Consider the following 15,343-nt stretch of genomic DNA (forward strand, 5'->3'; position numbering starts at 1 on the left):
ATGAAATTTCATTCCATCGTCAACGTACGGACGATGGTCGTGATGCTTCAACTGCGACGGACACCGCCAACACCGTTGGGACATACGTCACCCGCGTTGCGACCTGGATCAATCTCGACTTGAAGGATCTCCACAGCGTCAGCCGCTCGGCCTGTAGCCCGGTCATGTCGACCCGGCACACCCGTTTCTCCTTCGCAGTACCATGTTCCAGTGTTCATTCCAACTGGAGGACCATGGACCATAACCGCGACATCGACACCGAGACGACGATCTCCACCGACGGGTTGAGGTACACGGCGAAAATACCCGGTTCAGAATTTGGTCCCATGATGCTGGGTGGCTGCTCGACCAGGATGTCGTGCTACAGGTGCGGTCGCCACAAGCCCGTTCCGGAACTGGTGAGCAAGAAGATCTTGGGCCGCAACCAGAAGATCTGCGCGGTGAACTGTCGAAAAATGGCGTGAGCGCTGTCGTCCCAAGGTGGCAACCCCGTCTTGGTCCACGGCACCCAGCGCGATCAGCTGCCCGGCTGGACTCGCTGCTTGACGGCTGCAGCCGACGGCTCCTGCGCCGCATCGTTGCAGCCAGCGGCCCGGGCGGCCAGGCCCTCCTGTCCCGCCGGGTTTCCGGTTGCCTTGGCCCTGGCAGTGGTGGCGTTCATGACAACCGCCTTCCGGCGGTGGAGGAAGGCCGGCAACGACAGGCTCACGGCGCGGCGCGCTCTCGGACTGGCAACGTCTGCGGCGGGAAGCGCCCGCAACCTGGCTGAGCACGGCATGCCGTCGTTCGTCGTGGGCATGGCAGTGGCGCTGGTGCTGCAGGCATTGCTTGCAAGGGAACTGACATGACGTTCGCCGTCACCGAGGCCTGTGTCGGCTGCAAGGACACCGCATGCGTGGCGCCCTGCCCGATGGGCTGCTTCCTGGAGGGCCCCGACGTGCTGGCCATCGAGCCCAGCGAGTGCATCGACTGCGCCATGTGCGTGCCGGAGTGCCCGGTGGACGCCATCCGCGCCGACGTCGAGCTCGTGCCGCCACAGCAGGCGTTCGTTGCGCAAACCTTGCAGCGGGCGCACAGGGTCGGTTGGCCGCGGCTTACAAGGCCACTGACCCGGACGTGATGGAAGCCGGCTGACGCCGCGGTGGTGACGAACGGTCCGGCAGAGCCGTAACGCGACCGCGTCCGGGCCTCTTCTCGCCCGACACGGCCGCCAGCCACGCGTCGCTGGCCGCGTAATCACCGCTGGAATGGAGCAGACCGGGTCGGGGACCCCGCAGCGTGAGGCCGCGCGGATCAGCGGCGCTGCTTGCGCCGCGGTTTCGGCGCGGCAAACGGCGTCAACCAGGCATTCACCATGGCCTCGGTCACTTGGCGCGTGGCGGTGGCGGCACTTCTCTTCACGCCGCGCCTTGCGCGGCCCTGTGCTGCACCGACTACCGCGTTGGCGCCACTGAGCCACATGCTCAGGTAAGGATTCTTCTTCAGCCAAGGGTTGCTCATGCGAGGCAGTGTGTGCGGTAGCCGTTCATCGAGCAGCCAGCCAGTGCCTCTTCGATGTGTAGGCCCTATCCGACACACGGGGCGGAACGCCCGGATCCGCACCTCAGTCAACATCACGCGCAGTTGAATGGCAATCTCAACAAAAATGCCGAAAATCAGGAAGCAAGGCCTTGACGTCGTGCACGCCTCGACGACCACCCGGACTGAGGCACCAGCGGCCCACCTGGCGCTCGCCCAGCCGAATGCTTCGCTTGCGCCTGGGCCAGTCGCTGCTGGGCTTCTGGCAACGTCAGGCCCGAGGCGCGAGCTGCGCCGGTCAAGCCTTCTTCACGAACTCTGACTTCAGCTGCATCGGGCCGAAGCCGTCGATCCTGCAATCGATGTCGTGGTCGCCGTCGATCAGGCGGATGCTCTTGACTTTCGTGCCGACCTTGATGACGGCGGAGGAGCCCTTGATCTTCAGGTCCTTGACCAGCGTCACCGAGTCGCCATCCTGCAGCACGTTGCCGTGCGCGTCCTTCCACACCCGCTGTTCGTCCTGAGCCGGCGTGGCGTCGCGGCTCCATTCGTGCGAGCACTCCGGACAGACCAGCAGATCGCCGTCCTCATAGGTGAACTCGGAGTTGCAGGCAGGACAAGGGGGCAAGTTGCTCATGAAAATGCGTCTTCAACGGCACACGCTGGGCTGCATGCGGCGGTGGCACAGCGCCACCGGGTTCCGATCAGCGGCGCTGCGGCACGCCGCTGGATGTGCCGGCCGCGATTTTGCCGCTTCTTTTCGTGCTCAGCAGCGCGATGATCAAGGCCACGCCCGCGTACGGCGTGCCACCTCGCGGCACGCTACGGGCAACGTGAAGCGCCTGCTCTGGTAGCCGCCAACATCGACCGCCGAAGCATTGCCTGGATCCAGGCACCAGTCGATGGCGGCTTGCAGCATCGGACCAGCCCCGGTGCTGCGCGGTCCGGCCTTATCCAACCCTCGACGAGGACAGCCCCTGGTCCTTCTTCTTTCGAGAGAGGGCGTCGGCCGTCAGGTCCATGCGCAAGCGGTACGCTGCCGCCTCCACCAGCTCGCCATAGCTGTTGCCGGGCTGCTTGACTTGGTTGACGACGCGCTGGGCCAGGTCGGCGCCTGCACATTCGAAGATGATGTAGTCGTCACTGCTGCCGGGATGAGGGCCCGTGACCGTCACCGGCTTGGACAGCTCCGGGTCCCCTTCCACGAAATGAACACCGAGCACGCCAGGCATGTCGAGCAACTGGAGATAGGACTCCAGGCCGGGCACCATCTGAACGCCTTCCTTCGGACGCAACCGAACCAGCGCCACGGCGCCGCCGCGCGCCTGGCCACGGCTGTGCACCAGGCGCCCAACCACCCGGGTCGGCTCGATGAACCGGGCGATGTGATGGAGAGACCAGGCCGTCTGGTTAGCCAAGGCTGCACGGTACGGCGCGCTGTCCAGGGCCTCGAAATCCACTGCGTTGTAGATCTGCAGGTATCGCACCGGCGAGCCGAGTGACTCGTAGCGCCGCGCATCCAGGAAGCCCGGGATCGCCACGCGCTCGGGCAGGTGCTCCGTGTCGAACCACAGGTTGAAATCGTCCTCCTCTTGCGCGAGGACCTGCATCGAGGACATCAGGATGCCCGTTCCACCAAATACCATGTCAGTTTCCCTTCCAGCGTGCGAATCCGGTGTGCGGCCCGTCAGTCGAGACGGATGTTGGCGTCCGCGATGACCTTTTCCCATTTCAGCCGGTCCCGTTTCATCGTGTCGGCGAGCTTCTGGGGCGTTCCGCCCTCGATCTCCAGGCCCATCTCCACCAGCTTGGCCTTCATCTCCGGATCGCGCAGGATCTCGTTGACGTTCTTGTTGAGCATGGAAACCACCGCGTCCGGGGTGTGCGCCGGCGCCAGCAGGCCGAACCAGTGAAGCAGCTCGAACCCGGCGAAGCCGCTGCTCTCCGACACGGTGGGCAGGCCTGGATATGCAGGCGACGGCTTGGCCGTGGTGATCGCCAGCGCCTTGAGCTTGCCGGCCTTCGCCATGGGCATGGACTCGGGTCCGATCGCCATCATGACCGGGACCTGGCCGGACATCACGTCCTGAAGCGCCGGTGCGCCACCCTTGTAGGGAACGTGCGTGAGCTCCACGCCCGCCACCCGCTTGAAAAGCTCCATGCCCAGATGGCTGGGATTGCCCGCGCCGCTGGACGCGTAGCTGATCGGCAGCGGCGACGCCTTGATATAGGCCCGCAGCTCGTTGAAGGAATTCACCGGCAGGTTGGGATTGACCATGACCACGCTGGGCAGCGTCACGACCATGGCGATCGGCGCGAAGTCCTTCTCCGGGTCGTAGGGCAGCCGGCCCTTGTAGAGCGTGGGATTGACGGACAGCCCCGCAGTCGAGGCCAGCAGCAGCGTGTAGCCGTCGGGTGCCGACTTGGCGACATAGCTGGCCCCGATCTGCTCGGTGGCTCCCGGCTTGTTTTCCACCACGACCGGCTGCTTCAGGCGCTGCCCAAGCCGCTGGCCCACCATGCGCGCAACGGCATCGGAAGCGCCGCCCGCCGGGTAGGGCACGACGATCCGGATGAACCGGTCCGGGTAGTCGCCGGCATGCGCTGCACCGCACGCCAGGAGCGATGCAGCCGAGAAAAGGGAGAGCAGTACGGTCTTCATGTGCATCCAGTCAGGCAGGAGTGATCGCGCCCCGCTTGGAGGGGCGACGCGGGGAGGAAGGGGCGTGCCGCCTACTGCGGCGTGATGCGTGCCGACTTGACCAGGGCCTCGTAGCCCTGGGCGTCCTTGCGGATGAACTCGCGGAAGGCCTCGGGCGAATCGCCCACGGGAATGAGCGAGGTCTCGGCGAGCTGGCGGCTGAGGTTGCCGTTCAAGGCCGTGCGGATGGCCGCACTGATCTTGTCGATGACCGGCTTCGGTGTTCCGGCCGGCGCTGCGATGCCCGTCCACGTCACCACTTCGAAGGCGGGAAAGCCGGCTTCCTTCATGGTGGGCACGTCCGGCAGGAGCGGCGAGCGCTGGCTGCTGGTGATGGCAAGCGCGCGCAGCTTGCCGCTCTTGACGTAGGGCAGCGCGGTGGGCGACGTGTCGAACAGCATGTCGATCTGTCCGCCCATGAGGTCGTTGAGCGCGGGGGCGCCGCCCTTGTACGGCACGTGCAGCATCTCAACGCCGGCCTGCTGCATGAAGATCTCGGTCGAGAAGTGCTGGGCCGAGCCCACGCTGGCGCTGCCGAAGCTCACCTTGCCGGGCTGCGCCTTGGCCATCGCGACCAGCTCCTTGACGCTGTGCGCCGGCGACTGCGGGCTCACGACCAGGATGTTGGGCTGGTCCACGATCCGCATGATGGGGGCGAAGGCCTTTTGCGGGTCGAAGGGCGGGTTGGCGTACAGGTACTGGTTGGCCGCGAACACCCCGGCACTGCCCACGAGCAGCGTGTAGCCGTCGGGTGTCGAGTTGGCCACGAAGGCCGCGCCGATGTTGCCCGAGGCTCCGGGCTTGTTCTCCACCAGGAAAGGCTGCCTGAGCGAGTCCTGCAGGCTCTTGCCCACCAGCCGTGCCACCATGTCCACGCTGCCGCCCGGCGGAAACGGCACGATAAGCTTGACCGGCTTGTTGGGATAGTCCTGGGCCAGCGTGAGCTGCGCGCCGCAGGCCAGCAGTACGATGAGCGCTTTCTTCAGCATGGTCGTTGCTCCTGTTGGCATCAAGCGCCGATCGGCGTGGCGTCGAGGCTGGCGCACAGCACAGCCTCTACCTGCGCCGCGACGTCCAGCAGCGCGAAGTCCTGGCCGGCCGGGCCAACCAGTTGCAGCCCGATGGGGCGGCCACGCTCGTCCTCTCCCGCCGGCACCGAGATGCCGCACAGGGCGAGCAGGTTGACCGGGCGCGTGAAGTGCACCGGCGCCAGGTTGTGGTCCACGTCTTCGATCCGCGGTGCGGGGGCAGCGGTCACGGGCATCGCGATGGCGCCCAGTTCCAGCCGCGCCATCTCCTGGGCAAACTGCTGCTGCCAGCCGAGCGCGGTCTCCCGGGCCTTCAGGTACTCGACCACCGTGGTGGACCGGGCATCGATCAGGCGGGGCCGCACCGACGGATCGATCGGCAACGCAGGATCGTCCAGGAAGCGGTCGTTCACCGCGGCCCCTTCCGCGATCATGATGGCGTTGGTCGCCGCCTTGAAGGCGGCCAGCGCTGCGGGGAACTTGAAGGGCACCAGCGTGAAGCCCGCGCTCTCCAGGGCCCGCAGGTTGCGCGCCAGGCATTGCGCCACCGCAGGCTCCAGCGGCGCCAGCTCGTCGTCCGCCAGGACACCGATGCGCCTGCCCGCCGGCTCGGACGCGGCGACGTCCAGGTGCAGCCCCAGCGCGCACTGCAGCGCGTCGTCCACCGACGACACCAGCACCCCGAGGCTGTCCAGCGTGTCGCTGAGCGCGTACACGCCCTTGCGCGGCAACGCGTCGATGGTCGGCTTGAAGCCCACGATGGCGCAGAAGGCCGCTGGCACGCGCACGGACCCGCCCGTGTCCGACCCGACCGCCCAGGGCACGAGATGGGCCGCCACGGCCACGGCCGATCCGCTGCTGGAGCCGCCGGGCACCAGGGTGTCGTCCGCGCTGCCGGCCGGGTTGCGCGGCGTGCCCATGTGCGCATTGGTGCCCCAGGCCCCCAGTGCGAACTGCACCATGTGCGTCTTGCCGATGACGATGCCGCCCGCGGCACGGATGCGCTTCACGATCTCGGCATCTTCACGGGCGACGTTTGCCTGCAGCAGCGGCGATCCGGCCGTGGTGGGCCGACCTTGCACGTCGATCAGGTCCTTGAGGGCCACGGGAATCCCATGCAGCGGGCCGCGCCAGCGGCCTGCGGCAATTTCCTGGTCGGCCTGCGCGGCGGCGGCGCGGGCCTCTGCCGCGTAGACCTCGATGAAGCTGTGGAAGTGGCCGTCATGCGCCGCGATGCGGTTCAGGCACTCGCGCGTCAGGGCCGCGGACGTGGTTTCCCCCGAGCGCAGGGCGCGCGCCAGCTCGGCAATCGGCGGGAAGGCCGCGGGCAAGGCCTGCGTCTGCTTCGGGCTCATGCCGGCACCTCCTCGCCGCGCAGCGCGGTGCCCAGGATGGCCGGGTAGCTTTCGCCTGCGCGCAGCCGGTCAAGGGTTGACTGCTCGGCCCGCTGCATCTCGATGGCCCGCTCGGCCAGGCCGCGGGCCTCGTGCGGGGACATGACCAGGATGCCGTTCTCGTCCGCCAGGACCAGGTCACCCGCGCTCACCTGCACGCCGCCGCACTGCACCGGCCGGCAGAAGGTGCCCACCGCGCCGCTGCTTCGGGTGGTGCGCGCACTCAGGCCGCAGGCCCAGACCGGCAAGCCGATCTGGCGCAGCTCGTCGATGTCGGTGACACAGCCATCCACCACGACACCGGCAGCGCCGCGCAGTTGCGCCGCCAGAGCGCTCGCACCGCCCAGGCAGGCCACGACGTCGTCGCCCGCACGGTCGACCACCAGGAAGTCCCCGGCACGCAGCTGCCCGAGCGCGTGGTGAAGGATGGAGCCGTCGTTGCCTTCACAACGCACGGTCACGGCCACGCCAGCGGTTCGCCGTGTCCCGGCCACCGCGCGGATGCGCCGGTGCAGGAAGCCGTGGTCATGGAAATGCCCGATGGTCGCGGGCTCGGCCTCGCAAAGCGTCGCAAGGAGTGCCGGGTCGCATGGTGCCGGCAGGGTTCCCAGTTCAATTCCATTCATTTGGTACATCGCCCTCGTTGAATGGAAGAAATGGTAGGAAGGCGGTGCCTTTACGGATATTGATAAATTCTGCGCATCGTTGATTCAGATTTTTTATCAATGCGCTTTACCCTGCACCAACTGGCGGCCTTCGTGTGGACCGCCCGCCTGGGCACGGTGCACGCGGCGGCGCGACACCTCCACCTGACGCAGCCGGCGGTGTCCCATCGAATCCGCGACCTGGAAGAGGAGCTGGGCATCCAGCTGTTCGAGCGACAGCACCAGCGCCTTGCCGTCACCGACCTGGGCCGCAACGTGCTGGTGTATGCGGAGCGCGTCATGTCCTCCGCGCAAGAGATGGCACGGCTGGACCTGCGGCGCACCATCACCGGCCTGATCCGCATCGGTGTGGACGAGTCCTGCGCCACAGCGGGCATGCCGCAGATCCTCAAGGACCTCAAGGACTGCTACCCCGCGCTGAGGGTCGATCTCACGGTCGGCGGTGGGGCCCAGTTGCTGGAGAAGATCAACCATCACGAGCTCGACGTGGCACTGCACACCGGGCAGAGCAGCCAGCCGGACGTGACGAGCCAGTTCATCGGCTTCACCGAGCACCAGTGGGTGGCGCCCCTGGACCTGATGGTGCCCGATGGCGAGGCCTTCCTGCCGGCCCATGCGCTGAGCCATCGCATCGTGTCCAATGCGCCACCCTCGACCCTGCACGCATCCGCGTCGCGATGGCTCGCTTCGGACGGCTACGCCTTCGAGGACTACAGCGCGTGCAACTCGCTCTCGCTCATGGTTTCGCTGGTCGTCTCGGGACACGCCATCGCGGTGCTGCCGGCCTCCATTGCGAGACCGTATGTCGCCGCCAATGCGATCAAGGTGCTCAGAGCCCATCCCGAGTTGCCGCTGGTGCCCTACTACTTCTCCTACCTCGCCCACCACCGCAGCGATACCACCGCCCGCATTCTGGACATCGCCAAGCGCAACCTGCAGGTGGCAGGTTTCTTTCATTCATCAGGGCTTGCGCCAGCAGACCAGTAGGGCACCAGTCACCGGACCGGCGCTTGGCTGATGCCGTCGGGCATGGCCGCCGGGCCGGGATCGAGTGCTTGCTCAAGCAGCCATTACGCGCCGGTGCTTCAGGAACGAGGCGTACTGCCGCTGTTCGCTTCGCGCTCCGTATCGCCGTACCAGCGCCGCAGTACCCGCTGAAAGAACAGGCTGTTGGGCAACTGCAGCGTGGTTCCGCCTCCGTCGTCGCCGCTTTCATGCAGGGTCGTGTAGACGAGGTTGATGTCCACGACCCGGCCCTTGATGCCGGGCTTTTCCCCGTTCTCCAGCAACTCCACCAGGTCGCCGATCCGGAAGGCCCCGGTGATGTAGATCAGCAAGGCGCAGAAGAGATTGGACAGCACGCTCCAGGCGGCGAAGAACGCCACTGCGCCTACCGTCGCAAATCCGGTGAAGGCCGTCCACAGCACGGCGCCGGACACCCCCATTCGCTCCAACGCCCACAGCAATGCGCCGCCGTACACGACGAAGGCCACGACGCGCAGCGACAGCGCCGTCACCTTGCCGGGCAGGGAGTACGTGTCGGTCAGCTTGCGGATCAGATGGTGCGCAACGCGCATCGCCAGCCATGCGCCCAGCGCAATCAACAGGGCCTCTATCGCGGGTACCAGGACGTCGAACCAGTTCGCCATCCAGGGCGGCAAACGGTCATGCAACGATTGGAGAAACTTGTTCATTGCTTACTGCCGCCCAAGACTCGGGAGGCCTGATCGGGATTTCTTGCCTCGGCCCAGGCAGCACCTCAAGAGTCCACCAAGGTGCTTGCCGGCCGAGCTACGACAAAGAGCGTCCAGTATCGCCGCGCTCAAGGCCGGTCTTCGGTGAGAGCAACGCATGGACCGGTCCGATCGACCGACTCTCAACAGCGCTGCGCCGGCGCGGACCCATGCGGGTGGAAGGAGATGTCCGGGAGAAACCGATCCGAAGAGGCGCCCCGGGCGCCGTGCTCCAGGCGTGGGTGACGTGCCGGCCTTGCCTTTACCCACAGATTTCTCTGCCGACCGAAGGGACTTGGCACGCCTGGTTTGCATGCGAGCCGAGATTGGCGCCATGTATGAACCGCTGCGGTACAAGAGCACCGGAGGTGACCATGGTTGTTCATCGAATCGCACAAGGCTGGATCGATCGGAGGGGAGCCGCCGGCTGGATCGACCAGGAAATCGACGAACACGCCTTCACGGATGTGCGTTTGGGGCGGCGGCTGAGAACGTTATCGGGCCAGTTGTCAAATGGGCCAGGGTATAGCCTGCCGTTGGTCTGCCAGGACTGGGCTAACGCCAAGGCAGCCTGCCGTTTCCTGAGCAATGAGCATGTCGACGAACATGAAATCTTGGCCGGACACATCGACGCCGCGCGATCTCGCCTTGCCACTGTTCGAGACGGCCCTGTACTGGTGTTGCACGACACGACGGAGTTCTCTTGGCACCGTAAAAGCATCGAGGCGGTTGGGCTGCTTGGCATAACGAACCTGGCCGGGACATCGAAGGTCGAGTGCGGTACCACCGAGTTTGCGGCATCCTCATGCACTCAAGCTTGGCCGTGACGCTTGAAGGATTGCCGTTGGGGCTCACGGCAGCACTGCAATGCCACCACCATCAGCGCGGCCAGCATGCGCTGCAGGGGATGACGGCGTAATCGGGACAACATGGCGGTGGAGGTCGGTCGCGCACGCATCCACGGCGCGGCCTTTGGCGCGCAGGCCAGTTCAAATACAGGGCCTGCGCGCAAGCCGAGCAAACCACGTTCCGCTGGACCTGGATACCTGGGCACTCTCCGCAGGGCTTGAGGAGCCGCAAGTGCTGTGCACCGGCGTGTCCAAGGGGATGGGTCCGCGCGGGAGCGTGCGACGCAGCATCCTGCCTGTGCTTGACATTGCCATCATGGGAAGGTCCAGACTGTAGGCATCCACCGTGAGAGCTCCGCCATGAACGCCGCCGTCACCCCCTCCCCCGCCACCACGGCCACCGTGCCCCGCAGCCTGCCCATCGAGGGCATGACCTGCGCCTCCTGCGTGTCACGGGTCGAGCGCGCGCTGCAGCGCGTGCCCGGCGTGGCGCAGGCCAGCGTCAACCTCGCCACCGAGACCGCCAGCGTGCAGGCCGAGACGTCGGTGCCGCTGCAATCGTTGAGGGAAGCCGTCGAGCGCGCGGGCTATGCCGTGGCGCACCGGACCTTGTCGCTGCGCATCGAGGGCATGACCTGCGCCTCCTGCGTCGCGCGCGTGGAGCGGGCGTTGCGCCGCGTGCCGGGCGTGCTGGAGGCCGAGGTCAACCTCGCCACCGAGGTTGCCACCGTCACCGTCGCCGCACGCGAGGACGACGCCGCGGCGCTGATCGAGGCCGTCGAGAAGGCCGGCTATGCCGCCCGCCCGGCGGACGCCGATACCCCCGCGGCGCCCACGCGGACGCTACCCGAATGGTGGCCCGTGGCCTTGGCGGCCGCCTTGTCGCTGCCGCTCGTGCTGCCGATGCTGGGCCTGCTGGCGGGCGCGCACTGGATGCTGCCGGGCTGGGTGCAGTGGGCACTGGCCACGCCGGTGCAGTTCTGGCTGGGTGCACGCTTCTACCGCGCCGGCTGGAAGGCGCTGCGCGCGGGCAGCGGCAACATGGACCTGCTGGTGGCCCTGGGCACCTCGGCCGGCTATGGGCTGAGCGTGTGGCAGCTGCTCGCCGCCCACCCCGGCCACGGCGCGCCGCACTTGTACTTCGAAGCCTCGGCCGTCGTCATCACGCTGGTGCTTCTGGGCAAGTGGCTTGAGGCGCGGGCCAAGCGCCAGACCACCGAGGCCATACGGGCGTTGAATGCGCTGCGTCCGGACACCGCCCGCGTGCGCCGCGATGGCGGTGACCAGGCGCTGCCACTGGCGCAGGTGCGGCTGGACGACGTGGTCGTGATCCGCCCGGGCGAGCGCATTCCGGTGGATGGCCAGGTGCTCGAAGGCGCCAGCCAGGTGGACGAGTCGCTCATCACCGGCGAGAGCCTGCCGGTGGCCCGCCACGCGGGCGACAAGGTCACCGGCGGCGCCGTCAACGGCGAAGGACTGCTGCTGGTGCGCACCACGGCGCTGGGGGCGGAATCGACGCTGGCGCGCATCATCCGGCTGGTCGAGTCGGCCCAGGCGCGCAAGGCGCCGATCCAGCGCCTGGTGGACCGCGTCAGCGCCGTGTTCGTCCCGGCCGTCATCGCCATCGCGCTGGTCACGGCGCTGGCCTGGGGGCTCACCACGGGCGACTGGCAGGCGGCGATCCTCAACGCCGTGGCAGTGCTCGTGATTGCCTGCCCCTGCGCGCTGGGCCTGGCCACGCCCACGGCACTCATGGCGGGCACCGGCGTGGCTGCGCGCCACGGCATCCTGATCAAGGACGCCGAGGCGCTGGAAGTGGCGCACGCCGTACGCACCGTGGCATTCGACAAGACCGGCACGCTCACCGAAGGCAAGCCGGAGCTGGTAGCGCACGAGGCGGCCGACGGCGACGCGCGCCGCCTGCTGGTGCTCAGCGCCGCGATGCAGGCCCAGAGCGAGCATCCGCTGGCGCATGCAGTGACGGCGGCAGCCGAGCGCGAGCGCATCGACGTGCCCGCCGCTACACAGGTGCGCGCCGTTGCCGGCCGCGGCATGGCCGCCAGCGTGGGCGCTCGTGAGCTGCGCCTGGGCAGCGGGCGCTTCATGCAGGAGCTGGGGGTAGACACCGCGGCACTGGCGCAGCGCGGGCAGGCGCTGGCCGCCGAGGGCCGCACCGTGTCCTGGCTGGCCGACATGACCGAAGGCCCGCGCCTGGTCGGCCTGCTGGCCTTCGGGGACCGGCCCAAGGCGACGGCGCGGGGAGCGATCGACGCGCTGCGAGCGCTGGGCGTGCGCACGGTGCTCGTCAGCGGCGACAACGCCGGCAGTGCGCAGGCCGCGGCACGGGCGCTGGGCATCGAGGAGGTGCGCGCCGAGGTGCTGCCCGAGCACAAGGCGCAGATCGTGGGAGAGCTGCAGCAGGCCGGCGCTCGCGTGGCGATGGTCGGCGACGGCATCAACGACGCCCCGGCGCTGGCCGCGGCCGACGTGGGCATCGCCATGGGCACGGGAACCGACGTGGCGATGCACGCGGCGGGCATCACGCTCATGCGCGGCAATCCGGCGCTGGTGGCCGACGCGCTGGACATCTCGCGCCGCACCTACGCCAAGATCCGCCAGAACCTGTTCTGGGCCTTCGCCTACAACGTGGTCGGCATTCCACTGGCGGCGCTGGGACTGCTCAGCCCGGTCGTGGCCGGCGCGGCCATGGCCTTCAGCAGCGTCAGCGTGGTGAGCAACGCGCTGCTGTTGCGGCGCTGGAAGGGCACCGCTCGATGAAACCGGGCACCGCACCGGTGGCATGGAGTACGGGCGTTGGCCTGACGCCGCAACGGCGGACGCGACCATGGCCCGCGCACATCGCCACGGCAGCGACAGCGACAGCGAGCGCGCACTTGCAGTCGCGCTGCCGCTGACCACCAGCTTCCTGGTGGCCGAGGTCATCGGCGGCTTGGCCGCCGCCCGTGCAGGTCGAGCGCGTCCCCTGCGCACAGGCCGGAGAGCAGCATGCCTGGGGTGCGGCCAGCGAAACCCCCGTGGGCCATGCTCAATTACACGGGAGACGAAGGAACGTGCGGCGCGGACGCCGTGTTCAGCCTCAGGCCCGTCCCGCGAGGCCACCCGCGCGGTGACGCTGCCATTCGTCCTGGCGGCTACACGCCCCAGACGATCGGCTCATTGGCGGCTTGGGCGTACTTCATCATTTCCAGCAGCGGCCACACCCGCTGGCGCAGGGCAACACCCTCCTGCGCCGGGAGGCGCCGACCCTCCGCCGCCGCCTCGGCCTGTGCCTTGTCACGCTCGGCCTCTTCTGCATCCACTGCCTGCTCCAGCGCGGCGCGCAGCGCCGGCATGTCGGCGACTTCGAAAATTCCCCGGGGCGCCGGCTCCCGACCCAGCAGGCGCAGTATCTGGTCGCCGTTCGGGCCCAGCATCACCACGTCGCCTGCCGCCTTGGACTTGAACTTGTAAAGCATCGCTTGGCCCGTCCTCGTGCTGAAAAGTTCGCCGGGCACCCACACGTCACGAGCATGGATGCTGACGTGCCGCACAGGACCCGGCGCAGGATGTCGGTCCAGCCATCGGCAAGGACGGTACCTGCACCCACGCCGAAGTCGATGCCCTCCCGACGGATGCCGGTCGGCCCAATGGAGCGTTCATGCTTCCCGCTCCGGGGCCGGGCCTTGTGCCGTTGCATCGGCTTCGTGCTCCTGCAGCCGCCGCCGCAGCATCCGGGCGCGCTCCAGCAGCGGCTCGCGCCGCAAGGGGGTGTCCACGCCGTGCGAGATCGCCTCGCACAGCAGCGTCAGGCGCCGGCGCAGCGCATGCAACTGCTGCGGCTCCCGCAGCCGGGCAGCGAGCATCGACAGCGTGTGCAGCAGCTTGCCGAGCACCATCGTTTCTCCGCGGGCGTGCTCCGCGATCGGATCCAGCGCCAGCGCCGCCAGATCCTCGAAACCCGGCCCTTGGGCCACCACGCGCACGCCCCGGTCGTCGCCGCGGCAGGGCGAGGGGATGCGGCGGCCGCCCACGCGCAACAGCAGCGCGCCCAGGTGGTCGATGCACATCAGCGCCGTGGCCGGGTCGTTGATGCCTGGCGACAGTGCCTTGAGCGCCACGTCCACGATCTGCTGCAAGCCATAGGCCGCGTCCTGGTGCACCGTGCGCTGCGGCTGCATGGAAAACAGCCCGCACAGCGCCCGCGCCGCGGGCTCGTCCAGGGGACGCTGGCCGCTCACGCGCGCCAGGGGCTGGCCCTCGATCACGAAGTCGCCGATGCGGTGCGCAAGCTGCACCACGCGGCCGAGCCGGCCGGCCAGCGCCAGCAGCCCGTCGTCGTCCACGCCGACGAGGTAGCCGGTGGCCGGCGCGGCCACGTCGTGCCAGTGCGTGGGCAGCTCGTCCAGGCACGGTTCGTCAGGCGGCAGCCCCTGGCCCAGCGCCTGGGGAAACAGCCGGTCGATGGCGTCGTTGGTGTCGCGCGCGATGCGCTGCAGGATCGAGGACACCTGGATCGACGTGGCCACGTGGTGGATGAAGTAGATCAGCATCGCCACGCCGAACAGCGCCAGCACCACGCCGCCCATCACCGCCAGCGAGGGCAGGAAGCCCGGGCCGTCGTCGTCGCTGCGCACCGTGCGCAGCACCACCAGGCAGTAGGCGAAGATGCCCACGAACACGCCCAACACCAGCTGCGTCGGGCGGTCGCTCATGAAGTTGCGCAGCACCCGCGGCGAGTACTGGCTCGACGCCAGCGACAGCGCCACGATCGTCACCGAGAACACCACGCCGGCCACCGTGATCATCGAGGTGGCAATGGCCGAGAGCATGCTGCGCGCGCCATCGGTGCCGGCACCGAACAGGCGTGGCCAGCGCGCGGCCAGGTCGGCCTCGACCCAGCCGTGCGACTCCACCAGCAGCACCGCCAGCACCATGCAGCCGGCCACGACCAGCGTGGGCACGAACCACAGGCTCGCCTGCAGGCGCAACCACAGTCCGCGGATAGGGCTCATGGCCCCCCGTGCAGGCAAGCGTTGCGCCCACGGTATGCGCGTTGCTGGCCACGGTCCGTACGCCAACTGCGTGGAGGCCACCACATGTTTTTCGACGGCTGGATGCCGCTGGCGCGCATCCTCATCCTCGGCACGTTGGCCGACCTGGCGCTGGTGCTGCTGCTGCGCGTCACGGGCAAGCGCACGCTGTCCAAGCTCAACGCCTTCGACCTGATCGTCACGGTGGCGCTGGGCTCGACGCTGGCCACCGTGCTGCTGTCCAAGGACGTGGCGCTGGCCGAAGGGCTCACGGCGCTGGCGCTGCTGGTCCTGCTGCAGGGCGCCCTCACCTGGCTGTCGGTGCGCTCGCCCCGGGTGAGCCGGCTGGTCAAGGCCGAGCCCAGCCTGCTGTTCCTGGAGGGGCGCTTCCTGCAGGGCGCCATGAAGCGCGAGCGGGTCACGGAG

At 68.2% G+C, this 15,343-nt stretch carries 18 protein-coding genes; 7 read left to right on the top strand and 11 right to left on the bottom strand.

Translation table 11 applies throughout. The features are described 5' to 3' along the window. The first annotated feature begins 233 nt into the window (after positions 1–233). Positions 234–464 carry a hypothetical protein gene (locus H537_RS0101955; RefSeq protein ID WP_028996567.1) on the top strand — a complete coding sequence of 77 codons (231 nt, stop codon included), beginning with the start codon at positions 234–236 and terminating at the stop codon, positions 462–464. A gap of 53 nt (positions 465–517) precedes the next feature. Here H537_RS0101955 and H537_RS52225 read toward each other — a convergent pair whose 3' ends face one another. Continuing rightward, on the bottom strand, positions 518–661 hold the full coding sequence (locus tag H537_RS52225; RefSeq protein ID WP_156901308.1) for a hypothetical protein: 144 nt from the start codon (positions 659–661) through the stop codon (positions 518–520). On the opposite strand from H537_RS52225, the gene H537_RS52230 reads away from it, so the two are divergent. Together H537_RS52230 and H537_RS40555 are read left to right on the top strand one after the other, a co-directional pair. Continuing rightward, a complete protein-coding gene (locus tag H537_RS52230; protein WP_156901310.1) occupies positions 660–848 on the top strand; it encodes a hypothetical protein in 189 nt (62 codons plus the stop codon). The genes H537_RS52225 and H537_RS52230 overlap by 2 nt on opposite strands. Further along, a complete protein-coding gene (locus H537_RS40555) occupies positions 845–1,120 on the top strand; it encodes a ferredoxin family protein (RefSeq protein ID WP_051241567.1) in 276 nt (91 codons plus the stop codon). Before H537_RS52230 ends, H537_RS40555 begins: the two co-directional genes overlap by 4 nt. Positions 1,121–1,293: 173 nt before the next feature. Here H537_RS40555 and H537_RS56420 read toward each other — a convergent pair whose 3' ends face one another. The 7 genes from H537_RS56420 to H537_RS0102000 all read right to left on the bottom strand — a co-directional run bounded on the left by H537_RS56420 (position 1,294) and on the right by H537_RS0102000 (position 7,267). Then, on the bottom strand, positions 1,294–1,698 hold the full coding sequence (locus tag H537_RS56420; protein ID WP_310733000.1) for a hypothetical protein: 405 nt from the start codon (positions 1,696–1,698) through the stop codon (positions 1,294–1,296). A gap of 118 nt (positions 1,699–1,816) precedes the next feature. Next, positions 1,817–2,155, bottom strand: coding sequence for a zinc ribbon domain-containing protein YjdM (locus tag H537_RS0101975; RefSeq protein ID WP_028996570.1), 339 nt, complete (start codon positions 2,153–2,155; stop codon positions 1,817–1,819). Positions 2,156–2,468: 313 nt separating this feature from the next. After that, positions 2,469–3,164, bottom strand: a complete 696-nt coding sequence (locus H537_RS40560; protein ID WP_051241569.1) for a DUF4286 family protein — start codon at positions 3,162–3,164, stop codon at positions 2,469–2,471. 41 nt (positions 3,165–3,205) lie between these two features. Continuing rightward, positions 3,206–4,180 carry a Bug family tripartite tricarboxylate transporter substrate binding protein gene (locus H537_RS0101985; RefSeq protein WP_028996571.1) on the bottom strand — a complete coding sequence of 325 codons (975 nt, stop codon included), beginning with the start codon at positions 4,178–4,180 and terminating at the stop codon, positions 3,206–3,208. A gap of 71 nt (positions 4,181–4,251) precedes the next feature. Then, positions 4,252–5,208 (bottom strand): Bug family tripartite tricarboxylate transporter substrate binding protein, encoded by a 957-nt coding sequence (locus tag H537_RS0101990; RefSeq protein ID WP_028996572.1) that lies wholly within the window; start codon positions 5,206–5,208, stop codon positions 4,252–4,254. A 20-nt stretch (positions 5,209–5,228) separates the two neighbouring features. Next, positions 5,229–6,602 (bottom strand): amidase, encoded by a 1,374-nt coding sequence (locus H537_RS40565; protein ID WP_051241571.1) that lies wholly within the window; start codon positions 6,600–6,602, stop codon positions 5,229–5,231. Then, a complete protein-coding gene (locus H537_RS0102000) occupies positions 6,599–7,267 on the bottom strand; it encodes an RraA family protein (RefSeq protein ID WP_043458064.1) in 669 nt (222 codons plus the stop codon). Before H537_RS0102000 ends, H537_RS40565 begins: the two co-directional genes overlap by 4 nt. A gap of 99 nt (positions 7,268–7,366) precedes the next feature. Here H537_RS0102000 and H537_RS0102005 point away from each other — a divergent pair, with 99 nt between their 5' ends. Next, positions 7,367–8,293 (top strand): LysR family transcriptional regulator, encoded by a 927-nt coding sequence (locus H537_RS0102005; RefSeq protein ID WP_043458019.1) that lies wholly within the window; start codon positions 7,367–7,369, stop codon positions 8,291–8,293. A gap of 98 nt (positions 8,294–8,391) precedes the next feature. Here H537_RS0102005 and H537_RS40570 read toward each other — a convergent pair whose 3' ends face one another. After that, a complete protein-coding gene (locus H537_RS40570; protein WP_051241573.1) occupies positions 8,392–9,000 on the bottom strand; it encodes a mechanosensitive ion channel family protein in 609 nt (202 codons plus the stop codon). A 413-nt stretch (positions 9,001–9,413) separates the two neighbouring features. Between H537_RS40570 and H537_RS54295 the strand changes: the two genes are divergently transcribed. Together H537_RS54295 and H537_RS0102015 are read left to right on the top strand one after the other, a co-directional pair. Next, positions 9,414–9,866 (top strand): IS4/Tn5 family transposase DNA-binding protein, encoded by a 453-nt coding sequence (locus tag H537_RS54295; RefSeq protein WP_169516936.1) that lies wholly within the window; start codon positions 9,414–9,416, stop codon positions 9,864–9,866. A gap of 381 nt (positions 9,867–10,247) precedes the next feature. Continuing rightward, positions 10,248–12,665 (top strand): heavy metal translocating P-type ATPase, encoded by a 2,418-nt coding sequence (locus H537_RS0102015; RefSeq protein WP_028996575.1) that lies wholly within the window; start codon positions 10,248–10,250, stop codon positions 12,663–12,665. A gap of 374 nt (positions 12,666–13,039) precedes the next feature. Here the strand turns inward: H537_RS0102015 and H537_RS0102020 are convergent, their stop codons facing one another. Both H537_RS0102020 and H537_RS40575 read right to left on the bottom strand, forming a co-directional pair. Next, positions 13,040–13,363 (bottom strand): DUF1840 domain-containing protein, encoded by a 324-nt coding sequence (locus tag H537_RS0102020; protein ID WP_028996576.1) that lies wholly within the window; start codon positions 13,361–13,363, stop codon positions 13,040–13,042. Positions 13,364–13,543: 180 nt separating this feature from the next. Then, entirely contained in the window at positions 13,544–14,899 is a 1,356-nt protein-coding gene (locus H537_RS40575) for a DUF2254 domain-containing protein (protein WP_064735883.1), read from the bottom strand. A gap of 84 nt (positions 14,900–14,983) precedes the next feature. Between H537_RS40575 and H537_RS57000 the strand changes: the two genes are divergently transcribed. Then, positions 14,984–15,343: DUF421 domain-containing protein (locus H537_RS57000; protein WP_211234954.1), on the top strand; the 360-nt coding region annotated here is incomplete at its 3' end.

It is taken from the genome of Azohydromonas australica DSM 1124 (assembly GCF_000430725.1).
GTDB classification, from domain to species: Bacteria; Pseudomonadota; Gammaproteobacteria; order Burkholderiales; family Burkholderiaceae_C; genus Azohydromonas; species Azohydromonas australica.